At 74.2% G+C, this 15,596-nt stretch carries 12 protein-coding genes; 8 read left to right on the top strand and 4 right to left on the bottom strand.

The features are described 5' to 3' along the window. Window positions 1-75: 75 nt before the first annotated feature. Window positions 76-921 carry a carbohydrate-binding protein gene (locus ADK86_RS13815; protein ID WP_053696849.1) on the bottom strand — a complete coding sequence of 282 codons (846 nt, stop codon included), beginning with the start codon at window positions 919-921 and terminating at the stop codon, window positions 76-78. A gap of 119 nt (window positions 922-1,040) precedes the next feature. Beyond that, window positions 1,041-1,985 (bottom strand): helix-turn-helix domain-containing protein, encoded by a 945-nt coding sequence (locus tag ADK86_RS13820; protein WP_053696875.1) that lies wholly within the window; start codon window positions 1,983-1,985, stop codon window positions 1,041-1,043. A gap of 372 nt (window positions 1,986-2,357) precedes the next feature. Between ADK86_RS13820 and ADK86_RS13825 the strand changes: the two genes are divergently transcribed. The 8 genes from ADK86_RS13825 to ADK86_RS13860 all read left to right on the top strand — a co-directional run bounded on the left by ADK86_RS13825 (window position 2,358) and on the right by ADK86_RS13860 (window position 14,013). Beyond that, window positions 2,358-4,874: a SpoIIE family protein phosphatase gene (locus ADK86_RS13825; protein WP_053696850.1), complete on the top strand. Its 2,517-nt coding sequence runs from the start codon at window positions 2,358-2,360 to the stop codon at window positions 4,872-4,874. A 52-nt stretch (window positions 4,875-4,926) separates the two neighbouring features. Further along, complete coding sequence (locus ADK86_RS13830; protein WP_053696851.1) at window positions 4,927-5,649, top strand: class I SAM-dependent methyltransferase; 723 nt, start codon at window positions 4,927-4,929, stop codon at window positions 5,647-5,649. Between the two features lie 191 nt (window positions 5,650-5,840). Continuing rightward, a complete protein-coding gene (locus ADK86_RS13835) occupies window positions 5,841-6,425 on the top strand; it encodes a hypothetical protein (RefSeq protein ID WP_053696852.1) in 585 nt (194 codons plus the stop codon). 203 nt (window positions 6,426-6,628) lie between these two features. Continuing rightward, the gene (locus ADK86_RS13840; RefSeq protein ID WP_053696876.1) at window positions 6,629-7,462 is read left to right on the top strand and encodes a M55 family metallopeptidase; all 834 of its coding nucleotides are present in this window, start codon (window positions 6,629-6,631) and stop codon (window positions 7,460-7,462) included. A gap of 13 nt (window positions 7,463-7,475) precedes the next feature. Continuing rightward, window positions 7,476-8,819, top strand: a complete 1,344-nt coding sequence (locus ADK86_RS13845; RefSeq protein ID WP_053696877.1) for a M20/M25/M40 family metallo-hydrolase — start codon at window positions 7,476-7,478, stop codon at window positions 8,817-8,819. A 72-nt stretch (window positions 8,820-8,891) separates the two neighbouring features. Then, entirely contained in the window at window positions 8,892-10,886 is a 1,995-nt protein-coding gene (locus tag ADK86_RS13850) for a prolyl oligopeptidase family serine peptidase (RefSeq protein WP_053696853.1), read from the top strand. After that, window positions 10,883-11,848 (top strand): S66 peptidase family protein, encoded by a 966-nt coding sequence (locus ADK86_RS13855; RefSeq protein WP_053696854.1) that lies wholly within the window; start codon window positions 10,883-10,885, stop codon window positions 11,846-11,848. The genes ADK86_RS13850 and ADK86_RS13855 overlap by 4 nt, the downstream gene beginning before the upstream one ends. A 263-nt stretch (window positions 11,849-12,111) precedes the next feature. Further along, entirely contained in the window at window positions 12,112-14,013 is a 1,902-nt protein-coding gene (locus tag ADK86_RS13860; RefSeq protein ID WP_078952030.1) for a CocE/NonD family hydrolase, read from the top strand. Window positions 14,014-14,057: 44 nt separating this feature from the next. Here ADK86_RS13860 and ADK86_RS13865 read toward each other — a convergent pair whose 3' ends face one another. Continuing rightward, window positions 14,058-14,252 (bottom strand): ferredoxin, encoded by a 195-nt coding sequence (locus ADK86_RS13865; RefSeq protein ID WP_053696855.1) that lies wholly within the window; start codon window positions 14,250-14,252, stop codon window positions 14,058-14,060. Between the two features lie 36 nt (window positions 14,253-14,288). Continuing rightward, the gene (locus ADK86_RS13870) at window positions 14,289-15,476 is read right to left on the bottom strand and encodes a cytochrome P450 (RefSeq protein WP_053696856.1); all 1,188 of its coding nucleotides are present in this window, start codon (window positions 15,474-15,476) and stop codon (window positions 14,289-14,291) included. Between the last annotated feature and the right edge of the window lie 120 nt (window positions 15,477-15,596).

The raw sequence follows: 15,596 nt of genomic DNA on the forward strand, positions 1-15,596 counted from the left end.
GCCGGTGCCGGTCACGCGAAACCGGCACCGGCCCGACCGGTCCCGGTATGCGGGCCGGTCACCGGACGCCCCGGCTCAGGTGCGGCGCCACAGCGCCGGGACGGCCGGCGGCTCCCATCCGTCGCGCGCGGTGTGCGGCTGCACGCACGTGTACGCGGCGCCGTCGTACGTGACCTGGTCACCGGTGCGGTAGTCGGTCCCGGCGGCCCAGGTGCCGCCGGGCGCGGTCGGCTGATCCGTGGGGGACGGGCCGGACCCGCCCCGCACCCGCAGCACGAAGTCGAACGACGCTTCCTTGGCCGGCCCGTTCTGCCGCACGTTCATCAGCAGCGCGGGGTTGAAGAGCGGGTCGGTGTTGTTGCGCGGCTCGCCGGGGAAGTAGAGCTGCGTGGTGAGGATCGGCTGGTTCGGTGCCTGCACCTTCACGTGCAGGTGGCGGGTGCGGCCCGGGTAGAGGCCCGGCACGATCGTGGTGAGCTTGAACGCGCCGCGCTGGTCGGTGAACTGGTGCCCGCGGAAGCGGAAGCCGACGTTGTCGTAGTTGCCGTTGACGTCCGCCTGCCACCAGTCCAGCAGGACGTGCGACAGCGGCCGGCAGGTCAGCCCGAAGACGTAGCCGCTCACGGTGAGCCGGGTCCCCTGCGTGCCGGGCTGGACCAGCGAGTCGCGCAGCGGCGAGTTCGGCTTGAAGTACGGGCCCTCGATCTGCGGCGGCGTCGGGTCGTCGCCGTCGTCGCAGTACGGGGTGGGGGTGAGCGGACCGTCGGAGGACTTGCTGTCCCGGGCCAGTGCGACACCGCCGAGCAACAGGGGTATCGGCACGGCCGCGACGGCGGCCCTGAGCACCTTCTTGCGGGTGATGCCTCTTCGCGCGCCGTCTTCCTGCGCGGTCTCCGTGTTTTCCGTGCGTCCGTCTTCCATCGCAGTCGCTCCTGTGTGCAGGGGGGAAGGGGGGACAGGGCAGGGCGGAGCCCGGGTGCGGGGGTGGCAGGAGCCGGGCATCCGCGCCGCCGGTACCGGCTGAGCGGCCGCGACAGACGCTATTCGGGCCGCGCGGGCCCTTCGATGGACTCGGCGCGGAGGTCATGGTGAATTCCTCCGGCGCCGCCCGCCGCGCGGCGGAAGTCCCCGGGGCTCAGTCCCGTCTCCCGGCGGAAGAAGCGGCAGAAGTACGCGGGGTCGGCGAACCCCACCCTGCGGGCCACCTGAGCGACCGTCAGCCGGGAACCGGACAGCAGCCGCTTGGCCTCCACGGTCTGCGCGTGCCGGATCAGACGGCCCGGAGTACGGCCGGTGCTGCGCTTGACCAGCTCGGTCAGATGCCCTACGGATACGCCGAGTTCGTCGGCGTAGGACCGGACGGAACGGCCCACGGAACCCGGTTGGGCCAGTAACCGGGTGAATTCCCGGGACACCAGGGCGGCCCGGCCCGACACGGGGTCCGTGCGCCGCACGCCGGACCGGCCCGCCGCGCCGCCCGCGTCGTACGGGCCCGGCGCGCCGTACGGGGCGGACAGCCGCAGCGCGCGGGCGATCAGGATGTGCAACTGCGCCTGGAGCACCGACCGGAACGACGGGGCCCGCTCGCCGTACTCCCGCAGCATCTCCCGCACCAGGCCGGCCATCCGCGCCGCGTCCTCCGGTCCCGGCCGCATCCACGGACGCTCGCCCAGCTCCGTCAGCGCGTCCCGGTCGCCGGGGTGCGCCAGCAGGAAGTCGTCGGTGAACAGGATCACCCAGCCGCGCAGGCCGGCGACGCGGTCCCAGTAGTGCACCTGGCCCGGGGTGATGAAGCACAGGTGGGGCGGGCGCAGCGGCCACCGTTCCTCGTCGAGGACGTGGCTGCCGGTGCCGCCCGTCACGTACACGATCTCGTGGAAGGAGTGCCGGTGCGGGAAACCGGCCCGCGACAGGGGCCCGATGGTGTCGAACGAGCCGATGGCGAAGGGCAGGAGGTGCGGTGCGGGGACGTCCAGGCGGTGCAGCGGCACCGGCCCTTCGGCCTGGTCGTTGCCGCCGCGCGGGGCGAAGACGTCCGGTGCGGGGCCGGCCTGCCGCCCGGCCCGGGGGGCGGCGGCCCGGCGGGCCCCCGCGGTCACCTGTTCGGTCCGTCTGGGCACGCCCTCACCATACGGGCGCCCGCAAGACCCCAACCGGGGCCGTTCGTTCCGCTTCCGGCGGGCCGGCGCCGTGGTGCCGGCGGGACGGTGGCGCCGCGCGGGACGACCGATCGGCTTGCGCCATGGTCGTTCGCGCGGGGCGCACCACCTATTCGGTGAATGCGGCCCCCGCCGTCACCCCACGGTCGTACCGTGGTAGCGGTGGTGCAAGATCGGTGTACGAAGGAGCAACCGCCCATGGAGCGTGGCCCGTCGCACGGCGACGACAGGGTGGGCGCGGTGCCTCAGGTGCCGGCGCCACGGGACCCCGTGCCCGGCCGGATACCGCTCGCCGTCGTGGTGGTGGACGCCGACGGACTGGTCTCCCACTGGAGCACGGGCGCACGCAGGCTCTTCGGACCCACCCGGGAGGAAGCGGTGGGCACGCCCGCCGTCGATCTGATGCCGGTCTCCGGCGCGCTCGGGCAGGAGTGGTCGGCGCGCGACTGGGACGAGGAGGACGGCGAGCGGCTCGACGGGCCCGACCTGGAGGCATCGCTCGGCGGCCGGGCCGCCTACCCCACCGCGGGCCGCGCCCGCATGGCGGATGTGCAGCGCGGCACGGTCGACATCCTGTGGTGGGCGTATCCCCTGGTGGGGCCCGGCGAGGAGCGGCTGCTCGTGCTCGCGGCGGACGCCGACCAACTGCACCACCACGGTGGCACGGACGACACCACCGAGGAGAGCGAGCGCTTCGCGCCCGGATTCGCCCTGCACACCGACTTCCCCGGCTCGGAGGTGCTGGCCGCCCAACTGCCCCAGATACTGCCGAGCATGAGCCCGCAGGAGAGCGCCCGGATCGTCTCCCAGGTCCTGGAACTGGGCTATCCGGTGCTGGAGATCAGCCAGCAGGAGCGCTTCCCGGTCACCCCCGACTGGGGCGTGCCGCGCCGGGTGGAGCGCCGGGCCCGGCTGCTGCGCACCGCCGACACCGCCCAGGACGCGCAGTCCGCCGCCGAGGCCGCGGCGGAGCTGGAGTCCGACCTCGAATACGCCGCCGTCCGCGAGCGGTTGGAGTTCCTGAACGAGGTCAGCGGCCGGATCGGCTCCTCCCTCGACCTGGCCCACACGATCCAGGAGGTCAGCGAGGCCGTCGTACCGCGCTTCACCGACGTCGCCGGCACCTATCTGCGCGAACAGGTCGTCGCGGGCGAGGGCTTCCCCGACGGCCCGCCGGACGCCACGACCCTGTGGCACCGCGTCGCGGTGGAGCACAACGACGAGCCGGGCCGGTGGGACGACGTGGTGCCGGTCGGCGAGTCGATGCCGTTCCCCGTGCACACCCCGTTCTTCCAGTGCATGACCACCGGCGAGCCGGTGCTGATCCCGCGCATCAGCGAGGAGCTGGGCAACGCCATCGCCGCGCAGTTCGAGAAGCGGGACATCAGCCCGCTGATCAACCGCCGCTCGCTGCTGGTGGTGCCGCTCAAGGCGCGCAACGTGGTCCTGGGCTTCATGATCCTGCTGCGCCACCCGGAGCGCATGGAGTTCAACGACATGGACCGGGTCACCGGCGCCGAACTGGCCGCCCGCGCCGGCCTCGTCCTGGACAACGCCCGCATGTACACCTACCAGGAGAACGTCGCCGAGACGCTCCAGGACAGCATGCTGCCGCACATCGAACCCCGCATGGCGGGCTGCGACACGGCCACCCGCTATCTGCCCGGCACCCGCCTCGGCCGGGTCGGCGGCGACTGGTTCGACACCATCAAGCTGCCCGGCTCCCGCACCGCCCTCGTCGTCGGCGACGTGATGGGCCACGGCCTGAACTCCGCCGCGATGATGGGCCAGCTGCGTACGGCCGTGCAGACCATGGCCGCCATCGACATGCACCCCGCGCAGCTGCTGCGCAGCCTGGACGACCTCGCGCAGCGCCTCGGCGACAACTACCTCGCCACCTGCCTGTACGCGGTCTACGACCCGATCGGCCAGCAGCTGACGATCGCCAACGCCGGGCACATCCCGCCCGTTCTGGTGCGGGCCGTGGACGGCCGCAGCGAGCTGCTGGACCTGCCGACCGGCGCGCCCATCGGCGTCGGCGGAGTGCCGTTCGAGGCGGTCACGCTCCCGGTCGCGGCCGGGGACCGGCTGGTGCTGTGCACCGACGGCCTGGTGGAGGTACGCGGCGAGGACATAGGCGTCGGCCTGGCGGCGCTCGCCGAGTCCGCCGCCCACCCGGCCGCCTCCATGGACGACGCCTGCGACGCCATCATCCGTGCGCTGAACGTCCGCGGCGGCCGCAAGGACGACGTGGCCCTGCTGATGGCGCGGCTCAACGGCATCGCCCAGGAGGACGTGGCCGAATGGCGCCTGGCCATCGACGCGCGCGAGGCGGGCCGCGCCCGCCGCCTGGTCCGCGCCCAGCTGGCGCGGTGGGGGCTGCGGGCGGCGTCGGAGACCGCCGAGCTGCTGGTCAGCGAGGTCGTCACCAACGCGGTACGCCACGCCCACACCCAGCACGTGCTGCTGCGCCTGGTCCGTACGGAAGCCCTGCTGTGCGAGGTGTCCGACGACGACCACGCCCTGCCGCAGATGCTGAGCGCGGCGGACGACGACGAGTTCGGGCGCGGGCTGCGGGTGGTCAGCAGGCTCGCGCGGGAGTGGGGCACGAGCCGGACGGCGACCGGCAAGACGGTGTGGTTCGAGCAGAATCTGCCCCGTCAGGACACCACCTGGTCGCGCGACGGACAGGAACCGGACTCGAACACCGCGTGAAACAACGGTCGGCGGCCTTGCGGGGGACCGGGTACGGCAGTAGCAATTGGCCATGAGCGGTTCGAGCCAGTATCTGCGTGCATGGGAAGGCTTCTGGCGCGACGCGCCGGCGGGCGAGGGCGAGGTGTTCTGGGACTCCGACCCGTCCCTGACGGCCGAGCTGCACCTGCCGCTGTTCGCCGGCCACTTCGACGCCGCGCTGCCCGTCGTCGACCTGGGCTGCGGCAACGGCACCCAGACCCGTTTCCTGGCCGGCCGCTACCCGCGCGCGATCGGCGTCGACCTCTCGGCCGCCGCCGTCGCGCACGCCCGCGCCGACGATCCCTCCGGGGTGGCCGAATACCGGTGCCTGGACGCGTCCGACCCGGCGGCCGTACGGGCGCTGCACGGCGAACTGGGCGAGGTGAACGTGTATCTGCGCGGCGTCCTGCACCAGTGCGCGCCGGAGGACCGGCCCCGGATCGTGGCGAACATCGCGACGCTGCTGGGCCGGCGCGGCCGGATCTTCGCCGTCGAACCGGCCGAGGCGTCCCGGGACGTCTTCGCGTCGCTGGCGCAGGGCCCCGGGGGCCCGCCCGGCAAGCTGCGGGCCGTCCTCGCGCACGGCATCGCGCCCGGCGAGATGGCGGACTCGGTCGTCCCCGAACTGCTGGCGGCCTACGGGCTGCGGGTGCTCGGCACCGGCCGGCTGCCGCTGCTGACGACCGAGTACCGCGCGGACGGCTCCCGTATCGAGATCCCGACGAACTGGCTGGTCGCGGGGGTGGCGGGCTGACCGCCGCGGGCACGCGTCCCGGGGCCGCCCGCGCATCGGCCCCGGGTACCGCCGCGCTTCCCCCGTACGGCGGAGGCGCCCCGGCCTGAAGGGCGATGCCGGGCACGAGCGGCGGACGGCACGGTGGTGCACGGCCGGGAGAACCGGCCGCCGGTGGCAAGCCACCGGGCACCGCGTCCTCAGGAGAAGACATGCCGCGCGTCCGCCGTCCTTCCGCCGCCGTCGCCACGGCCCTCGCCCTCTGCGCCGGAAGTGTGCTGACACTCGGCGCGGCGGCCCCGGGCGGGGCGGCCCCGGCCGATGCCCGGGCTGCCGGGCGTACGGCGGAGCCGTCGCTCACCGGCGCGGGCAAGCTCCAGCGGCGCCCGGGCGACGACGTGCACTTCGCCTTCGACGCGCACGGCTTCGCCGACAAGGCGAACGGCACGTTCTACGTCAGCCACCACATGGACAAGAAGTGGGGCGGGCACTTCAAGGGCCGTATCGACTGCCTGCTGACGGGCGGCCCGGTCGCGGTGGCCACCGGCGTGGTCACCGAGGTGGACTTCACCGGCGCTCCCGGCTATCCCGAACTCGGCGACATCAAGGGCAAGCGGTTCGGCTTCACCGTGCTGGACGACGGCAGGAAGGACCGGCTCGGCTACAGCTGGGCCATGGACGGCCTGCCCCGGAACAGCGTCGGGAAGTGCCAGAGCAGCGCGCCCTTCGAGACCTTGGAGAAGGGCGATTTCCGGGTCCGGCACTGGCTGCCGCCCCGCCCGGCGGCCCGGGGCTGACCCGCGGCCGGGTGCCGGGCCGTCACGGGGGTGTGGCCCGGCACCCGGCAGGACACCCCGGCCGTCCCCGCCTGGACACGCCCCGGCCGCCCGGCGTCGCCCCTGGTTATGGTGGGAATCCTGCCCGGTGACGCGCGCGACGGCGTGGCCCCGGGCCGGTGCCGGAGCGGTCCGCCTCCTAGCTGCGATGGGACGGGTGCATGGTGAAGATCCTCATTTCCGCCGACATGGAGGGCGCCACCGGAGTGACCTGGCCGGACGACGTCCTGCCGGGCCACGCCCAGTGGCAGCGGTTCCGGCCGGTGTTCACCGGCGACGTCAACGCGGCGGTCGCCGGGTTCTTCGCCGGCGGCGCCGACGAGGTCCTGGTCAACGAGGCCCACTGGTCGATGCGCAACCTGCTGCTGGAGGAGCTGGACGAGCGCGCGCAGCTGCTCACCGGCAAGCACAAGGCGCTGAGCATGGTGGAGGGCGTCCAGTACGGCGACGTGGACGGCGTCGCGTTCATCGGCTACCACGCGGGCGCCGGTACGGAAGGCGTGCTGGCCCACACCTACCTGGCCAACTCCCTGACCGGCGTGTGGGTGAACGGCACGCGGGCCAGCGAGGGCTACCTCAACTCCCTGGTGGTGGCCGAATACGGTGTGCCGGTGGTGCTGGTGACCGGCGACGACCGGACCTGCGACGACGCCGCCGGGTACGCGCCCGACGCGCGGGCCGTGGCGGTCAAGGACTACGTCTCGCGCTACGCCGCCGTATGCCGCCCGCCGGCCCGTACGGCGGCCGACATCCGGGCGGCCGCGCGGGAGGCCGCGGCGCTCGCGGTGCGCACCGAGCCGGTACGCGGCGGCCCGTACACCGTGGAGGTGGAGTTCGACGCCGAGCACCTGGTGGGCCAGGCGACCTGCGTGCCGGGTGTCGAGCGGACCGGCGAGCGGCGCGTCGCGTATACCAGCGAGAACATGTACGAAGCGATCCGCTGCTTCAAGACGGTCACCACCGTCGTGTCGTCGGCGGTGGAGGAGCAATATGGCTGACAGCGCCGACGACATGGCGGACCGCGCCGGCGACGCGGTGGACGGACAGGCCCTCGACGAGGTCGTACGGTTCACCTCCGACCTGATCCGTATCGACACCACCAACCGCGGCGGCGGCGACTGCCGGGAGCGCCCGGCCGCCGAGTACGTCGCGGAGCGGCTCGCGGAGGCCGGTCTGGAGCCGGTGCTGCTGGAGCGCACCCCGGGCCGTACGAACGTGGTCGCGCGCGTCGAGGGCACCGACCCGGGCGCCGCGGCCCTGCTCGTGCACGGGCACCTGGACGTGGTGCCCGCCGAGCCCGCCGACTGGACCCGGCACCCGTTCTCCGGCGAGGTCGAGAACGGCGTCGTATGGGGCCGGGGTGCCGTGGACATGAAGAACATGGACGCGATGGTGCTCGCGGCCGTACGGCAGTGGGCGCGCAGCGGCGTGCGGCCCCGGCGCGACCTGGTGCTGGCCTTCACGGCCGACGAGGAGGCCAGCGCCATCGACGGCGCGGGCTTCCTCGCCGACCACCACCCCGGTCTGTTCGAGGGCTGCACGGAGGGCATCAGCGAGTCCGGCGCCTTCACCTTCCACGCGGGCGGCGGGATGCGGGTCTACCCGGTCGCGGCGGGCGAGCGCGGCACGGCCTGGCTGAAACTGACCGCCGAGGGCCGGGCCGGGCACGGCTCCAAGGTCAACCGCGCCAACGCGGTCAGCCGGCTCGCCGCGGCCGTGGCCCGCATCGGCGAGCACCGCTGGCCGGTGCGGCTCACCGACACCGTGCGCGCCGCGCTCACCGAACTGGCCGCCCTGCACGGCATCGAGGCCCGCCTGGACGCCCCGGACTTCGACGTGGACACGCTGCTCAGCAAGCTCGGCCCGTCGGCCGCACTCGTCGAGCCGACGGTCCGCAACAGCGCCAACCCGACGATGCTGGAGGCCGGTTACAAGGTCAACGTCATCCCGGGCAACGCCGTCGCCCACGTGGACGGGCGGGTGGTCCCCGGCGGCGAGGCGGAGTTCCGCACCACCATGGACCGCCTCACCGGACCCGACGTCACCTGGGCGTACGACCACGGCGAGGTCGCCCTCCAGGCCCCGGTCGACTCGCCCGCGTACGCGGCGATGCGGGCCGCGATCGAGCGCTTCGACCCGGGCGGCCATGTGGTGCCGTACTGCATGTCGGGCGGCACGGACGCCAAGCAGTTCTCCCGCCTGGGCATCACCGGATACGGCTTCTCGCCGCTCAAGCTGCCGGAAGGTTTCGACTACCAGGCGCTCTTCCACGGGGTGGACGAACGCGTTCCGGTCGAGGCGCTGCACTTCGGCGTCCGGGTCCTCGACCACTTCCTGAGGTCGGTCGAAGGGTGATACGTACGGGTTGATGCCCGGCCGCGCGTACGACAGGCTTGGCGGCTCCAGCGACTGAGGAGGAACGCCACGATGGTGACCACGGCCCCCTACGGAGCCTGGCCGTCCCCGATCGACGCCCGGCTGGTCGCCGAGCACGACGGCCGCCCCGAGTACGTCGGCGTGGTAGGGGCCGAGGTGTGGTGGACCGAGGCCCGCCCCGCGGAGGGCGGCCGGCGCGCGCTGGTGCGCAGGGGGCTCGACGGCACGGAGGAGACCGTGCTGCCCGCGCCGTGGAACGTGCGCAGCCGGGTCATCGAGTACGGCGGCCAGCCCTGGGCCGGCGCGGTGGACGCGGACGGCCGCACGGTCGTGGTCTTCTGCGACTTCGCCGACCAGCGGCTGTACGCGTACACCCCGGACGACGGCGCCGCGCCCCGCCCGCTGACCCCGGTCTCGGCCGTCGGCGGCGGACTGCGCTGGGCCGACCCGGTGCTGCGCCTGGACCGCGGCGAGGTGTGGTGCGTCCTGGAGGAGTTCACCGGGCCCCGGCCGACCGATGTGCGCCGGGTGATCGCCGCGGTGCCGCTGGACGGTTCGGCGGCCGAGGACCGTACGGCGGTGCGCGAACTGAGCGACGACCGGCACCGCTTCGTGACGGGACCGCGGATCTCCCCGGACGGGCGGCACGCGGCGTGGATCGCCTGGGACCACCCGCGGATGCCGTGGGACGGCACGCTCGTGCTGCTCGCCGGCATCACCGACGGCGGCGTGTTCACCGGCGTACGGGAGTTCGCCGGCGGCCCCGAGGAGTCCATCGCGCAGGTCGAGTGGGACGCGGACGGCACGCTGCTCTACGTCTCCGACGCCGACGGCTGGTGGGAGCTGCGCCGCGCCGACCCGGCGGACCTGGACGGCACGCCCGGCAGGCGCCTGTGCCCGCCCCGGCAGGAGGAGTTCGGTGGCCCGCTGTGGAAGATCGGGATGCGCTGGTTCCTGCCGCTGGACGGCGGCACGATCGCCGTCGTGCACGGCCGCGGCGCCACCTCGCTCGGCATCCTCGACCCGGTCGGCGGCGACCTGGTGGACGCGGCCGGGCCGTGGACGCAGTGGGCGCCGTCGCTGGCCGTGCACGGCAGCCGGGTGATCGGCATCGCCGCCGGCCCGCGCAGCGCGCACGAGATCGTGGAGCTGGACACCTGCACCGGCCGGGCCCGGGTGATCGCGGCGCGGCACACCGACGCCGTGGACCCGGCGTACTACCCCGAGCCGCAGAGCCGCACCTTCACCGGCCCGGACGGCCGCGACGTCCACGCCCACATCCACCCGCCGCACAGCCCCGGCCACCGCGCCCCCGACGGCGAACTGCCGCCCTACGTGGTGTGGGCGCACGGCGGCCCCACCGGCCACGCCCCGCTCGTCCTGGACCTGGAGGTGGCCTACTTCACCTCTCGCGGCATCGGTGTCGCCGTGGTCAATTACGGCGGTTCGACCGGCTACGGACGGGCCTACCGCGAGCGGCTGCGGGAGCAGTGGGGCGTGGTGGACGTCGAGGACTGCGCGGCCGTCGCCGAGGCGCTGGCCGACGAGGGCACCGCCGACCGCCGCCGGCTGGCCGTGCGCGGCGGCAGCGCGGGCGGCTGGACCGCGGCGGCCTCGCTGGTGACGACGGACCTGTACGCCTGCGCCACCATCAGCTACCCGGTCCTCGACCTGGTGGGCTGGTCCGAGGACGGCACCCACGACTTCGAGTCGCAGTACCTGGAGAGCCTGATCGGCCCGCACGACCAGGTGCCGGACCGCTACCGCGAGCGGTCCCCGCTGCACCACGCGGACCGGATCTCCGCGCCCTTCCTGCTCCTCCAGGGCCTCGACGACGCGGTGTGCCCGCCCGCCCAGTGCGAACGCTTCCTGCGCGCGGTCGCCGGCCGCGGCACCCCGCACGCCTACCTGGCCTTCGAGGGCGAGGGCCACGGCTTCCGGCGCGCGGAGACCATCGTGCGCGCCGTGGAGGCGGAACTGTCGCTGTACGCCCAGACCTTCGGCATCGCCCGTACGGACGTCCCGCCGCTGGAGCTGACGAAGTGACAGGCCCCGGTTCCGTCGGCGCCGGGGACCGCCCCCGCCGCCTGGTGCCCGGCGACCAGGTGCGCATCGTCGCGCCGAGCGGCCCGGTCGTGCCGGACCGGCTGGACGCCGGGGCCGACCTGCTGCGCGGCTGGGACCTCGATCCGGTCGAGGCGCCCCACGTGCGCGGCCGGCACGCCGCCTTGCCGTACCTGGCGGGCACGGACGAGGAGCGCGCCCGCGATCTCCAGGAGGCGCTGTGCGACCCGGGCGTCGCGGCGGTGTTCGCGGCGCGCGGGGGATACGGCGCGCAGCGCGTGGCCGACCTGCTGGACTGGGCGGCGGTGCGGGCCGCCTTCCGCGCGCACGGCCCCAAAGCGCTGGTCGGCTTCAGCGATGTGACGGCCCTTCACGAGGCGTTCGCGGTGCGCGCCGGGGTGGCGACGCTGCACGGCCCGGCCGTCGCGGGCGAGGTGTTCCTCAAGGACGAGCCGACCCGCGAGCACCTGCGGCGCACGCTCTTCGCGCCCGGCTCGGCCCGGGTCGTCACCTCGCCGGCCGCCCGGCCGCTGGTGCCGGGCCGGGCGAGCGGCGTCACGCTGGGCGGCTGCCTGTCCCTGCTCGCCGCCGACCTCGGCACGCCGCACGCCCGCGCGGGCGCCGCCGGGGGCCTGCTCCTGCTGGAGGACGTGGGCGAGCCCCCGTACCGCGTGGACCGCGCACTGACCCAGCTGCTGCGCGCCGGGTGGCTGGACGGCGTCGCGGGCGTCGTACTCGGTTCGTGGGCCCGCTGCGGCCCGTACGAGAACCTCCGCGCGGTGCTGCTGGACCGCCTCGGGCCGCTCGGGGTGCCGGTGGTGGAGGAGTTCGGCTTCGGGCACGGCGACTCGGCGCTGACGATGCCGCTGGGGGTACGGGCGGAGCTGGACGCGGCGGCCGGGACGCTGACGTACGACGTACCGGCGCTGCGCGAGCGCCGCTGAGGGCGGGCGCCCCTGAGAGCGGGTGCGCCACCCGGACGAGCGACCCGGTCCTGCGCGACAGATCCCGTACCGCTCTCGAACGGGTGGTCCGGCGGGCCGGGATCCGGCTGTTCGTGTAGCCCATCGAGTGGTTCGGGCGGAGCCTTCCGGACGGACCCGGCACGGCCGGGAGACAATCCGCGTTGACACCTCTGTTACCCGTGTCACACCATGAGCCGGCCGTTACCGACCGCTTGGTACGGCGTGCCGTTGTGGAGGTCTGCGTGCCCAGCGTGTCCAGTGCCCTGCCCGGGGCCGCGTCCCGGCCCGTCCGGCGCGCGGCGCGCACCCGATCCGCGCGGCTGCCCGTCACCGCCTCCGTGTGCCTCGCCGCCTGCGCCGCCCTCCTCGGGCCGGTCACGGCCGCCGGCCCGGCCGGCGCGGCGGGCCCCCGGCAGCCCGGTTACGCCGTCACGCCCCTGAAGCTGCCGGTACGGGCCGGCGGCCGGGACTGCACACTGGACGCCGACCTGTACCGCCCCACCGGGGTGGACGCCGCGCACCCGGCACCCGCCGTCGTGACCACCAACGGCTTCGGCGGCAGCAAGTCGGACGGCTCCACCGACGCCATCGCCCGCGCCTTCGCCTCCCGCGGCTATGTCGCGCTGGCCTACTCCGGCCTCGGCTTCGGCCGGACCGGCTGCCCGATCTCCCTGGACGACCCGCGGATCGACGGGCGGGCGGCGAGCCAGATCCTGGACTTCCTCGCCGGGCAGCGGGCGGCCAAGAACGGCGTCCGCGTCGACTTCGTCACCAAGGACGGCCCGCGCGACCCGCGGGCGGGGATGTTCGGCGGCTCGTACGGCGGCGCGATCCAGCTGGCCACCGCGTCGGCGGACGAGCGCCTGGACGCCCTGGTCCCGCTGATCACCTGGCACGACCTCACGTACGCGCTGGCGCCCGACAACGCCGACCGCACCTCCGGCGTCGCGGGGCCGGCCCCGGGCGCGTACAAGCACCAGTGGACCAACGGCTTCTACCTCATCGGCGAGGCGCAGGGCCTGCTGCACCCGCGTCTGGACCCGTCCCGGGGCGGCGGCGCGGGCTGTGTGCACTTCGTCGCGCAGGCGTGCGAGCTGAAGAAGCGGCTGAACTCCGGCCGCTATCCGTCCGCCCCCACGGAAGCCGCGCTCGACTACGCGCGCAGCGTCTCCCCGTCCTCCTACCTCGCCACGGTCCGTACGCCCACCCTGCTCGTCCAGGGGCAGGCGGACACCCTCTTCAACCTCAACGAGGCCGCCGCGACATTCGAGACCCTGCGGGCCCAGGGCACCGACACCGCGATGATCTGGCAGTCCTGGGGCCACAGCGGCGGCATGACCGACCCGGCGCCCGGCGAACTCGACCTGGGCAAGGGGAACTTCGAGACCAGTTACGTGGGCCGGCGCACCCTCGCCTGGTTCGGCCGCTATCTGCGCCGGGAGTGGGACACCGACACCGGTCCGGCGTTCGCGTACTACCGCGACTGGGCGGCCCGTGGCCCTGCCTACGCGGCCTCGGAGGTCTACCCCGTCGGCATCCCGCGGCGGCTGTACCTCTCCGGCGACGGCAAGCTCGTGGACAACCCGGCGGACGTGGCCACCGGCAGCCGCCACTACCGCAACTGGCGGGTCGCGTCGAGCCATTCGGAAAGCTCGCTGGCCGCCCTGACGAAGCTGCCGAACCCCAAGCCGTACGACACCCGGGGCACCTACCTGGACTGGACGTCCGAGCCGGTGCGCGGGCGGCCCGTGGACGTGGTCGGCGCGCCCCGCGCCACCCTCCGCGTCCATTCCCCCGACGCCGAACGCACCCAGCGCTCCGATGACGCGGCCGACCGGCTGCTGCTCTTCCTCAAGCTCTACGACGTCGCGCCGAACGGCGGCAAGACCCTCGTACACCGCCTGGTGGCCCCTGTACGGGTGCCCGACGTCACCCGGGAGTTCACCGTCGACCTGCCCGCGATCGTCCACCGCTTCGCGCCGGGCCACCGGCTGCGGCTGGTCATGGCCGCCAGCGACACCGCGTACTTCGGCAACCGTGGCAGCAAGCAGGTGACGGTACGCAGCTCGCGCGCGGAGACCGGCACGCTGGATCTGCCGGTGGTGGGGGAGGGGTTGGAGGGGCTGGACGACGACCTGCCGTAGGGCGGGCCCCGGGCCCGGCGCACCGGGCCCGGGTGCGGTGACCGTCAGTCGTCCGTGACCGTGATCGCCTGAACCGGACAGGCGCGGGCGGCCTCGCGTACGAGCGGGTCGCCCGCGCCGTCCTCGCGGCCGGGCAGCAGGGTGCTGAAACCGTCGTCGTCCTGGGTGAACACCCCCGGTGCGGTCAGTACGCACTGGCCGGAGCCGATGCATACGGACGTATCGATGTCGATCTTCATGGCGGCTCTCCTCCGTTGACGGGTACAGGGCGTGGGCTACCAGGTGACGGGCAGTTCGACCAGGCCCTGGAGGGTGTGGCCGGGCTTGACGGGTATCCCGGCGGCGGGCACCGCCAGCCGCAGCCCGGGGAAGCGGGCGAAGAGCGCCCCGAAGGCGATCTCCATCTCCGCGCGGGCCAGGTTCTGGCCCAGGCACTGGTGGACGCCGAAGCCGAAGGCGACGTGGTGGCGGGCGGGGCGCTCCCAGTCCAGGGTGTCCGGCGAGGCGTAGGCGGAGCCGTCCCGGTTGACGACCGAGGTGGAGAAGATCACGCCGTCGTCCGCCCGGATCGTCACGCCGCCGATCTCGATGTCCTCGGTCGCCACCCGCACCATGCCGTCGGCGATGGACAGGAACCGCAGCAGCTCCTCGACCGCGGTCGGGAGCAGCGACGGGTCGGCGCGCAGGGCGGCGAACTGCTCGGGGTGTTCCAGGAGCGTGAAGGTGCCCAGGGACAGCATGTTGGAGGTGGTCTCGTGCCCGGCCACCAGCAGCAGCATGGCCATCCGGACCAGTTCGCGGTGGCCCAGCTCGCCGGAGTCCAGCCGCTCGGCGATCAGCTCGTCCAGCAGGCCGTCGCCCGGCTCCTTCCGCTTGCGCTCGACCAGGCCGGTGAAGTAGTCCTCCAGCTCGTCCCGGGCCTCGGTGACCTCCTGCGGGTCGACGCTCTGCAGGAGCGTTCGGGACAGGCCCTCGAACAGCTCGTGGTCGGCGTACGGGACGCCCAGGAGCGCGCAGATCACCATGGACGGCACGGGCAGCGCGAAGGCGGACACCAGCTCGGCGGGCGGGCCCTGCTCCTCCATGGCGTCCAGCAGCCGGTCCACGATCTCCTGGATACGGGGGCGCAGCTCGGTGGCGCGCTTGACGCTGAAGCTCGGTATCAGCATCCGGCGCTGCGTGTTGTGCTCGGGATCGTCGACGCCCAGCAGCGGGGTGCGCACCTTGCGCAGCGTCTCGAAGCGCGGGGCGGGGGAGGGGAACGCCGGGTTCTGCCGGTCGGCGGACAGGCGCGGGTCGGTGAGCAGCGCCCGCGACTCGGCGTGCCCGGTCACCACCCAGGCGGGGCGCCCGTCGTAGAGCGTCACGCGGGACAGGGGGCGGCTGTCGCGCAGGGGCTGGTAGCCGGCGGGCGGGTCGTAGGGACAGGTGCGGTCCTGCGGGAAGGGCAGCGCCTCGGTCATGGGACCTCCAGGTGGGAAGGTGCGTGGCGGTGCGGCCGTCGGACTCCTTCGGCAAGGCTGGCGGACGGTGGGTCGGGAGGAGATAAGGGCTGGGGGAGGGGAGGGGGGAGGGGGGGGGGG

It is taken from the genome of Streptomyces sp. NRRL F-5755 (assembly GCF_001279365.1).
In the GTDB taxonomy this organism is placed as follows: Bacteria; Actinomycetota; Actinomycetes; order Streptomycetales; family Streptomycetaceae; genus Streptomyces; species Streptomyces rimosus.

What these genes read in the sequence shown, in the direction of transcription:
- ADK86_RS13835 (WP_053696852.1), top strand. Translation starts at nt 5,841, where the DNA reads ATGCCGCGCGTCCGCCGTCCTTCCGCCGCCGTCGCCACGGCCCTCGCC.
- ADK86_RS13830 (WP_053696851.1), top strand. Translation starts at nt 4,927, where the DNA reads ATGAGCGGTTCGAGCCAGTATCTGCGTGCATGGGAAGGCTTCTGGCGC.
- ADK86_RS13850 (WP_053696853.1), top strand. Translation starts at nt 8,892, where the DNA reads ATGGTGACCACGGCCCCCTACGGAGCCTGGCCGTCCCCGATCGACGCC.
- ADK86_RS13825 (WP_053696850.1), top strand. Translation starts at nt 2,358, where the DNA reads ATGGAGCGTGGCCCGTCGCACGGCGACGACAGGGTGGGCGCGGTGCCT.
- ADK86_RS13865 (WP_053696855.1), bottom strand. Translation starts at nt 14,252, where the DNA reads ATGAAGATCGACATCGATACGTCCGTATGCATCGGCTCCGGCCAGTGC.
- ADK86_RS13845 (WP_053696877.1), top strand. Translation starts at nt 7,476, where the DNA reads ATGGCGGACCGCGCCGGCGACGCGGTGGACGGACAGGCCCTCGACGAG.
- ADK86_RS13815 (WP_053696849.1), bottom strand. Translation starts at nt 921, where the DNA reads ATGGAAGACGGACGCACGGAAAACACGGAGACCGCGCAGGAAGACGGC.
- ADK86_RS13870 (WP_053696856.1), bottom strand. Translation starts at nt 15,476, where the DNA reads ATGACCGAGGCGCTGCCCTTCCCGCAGGACCGCACCTGTCCCTACGAC.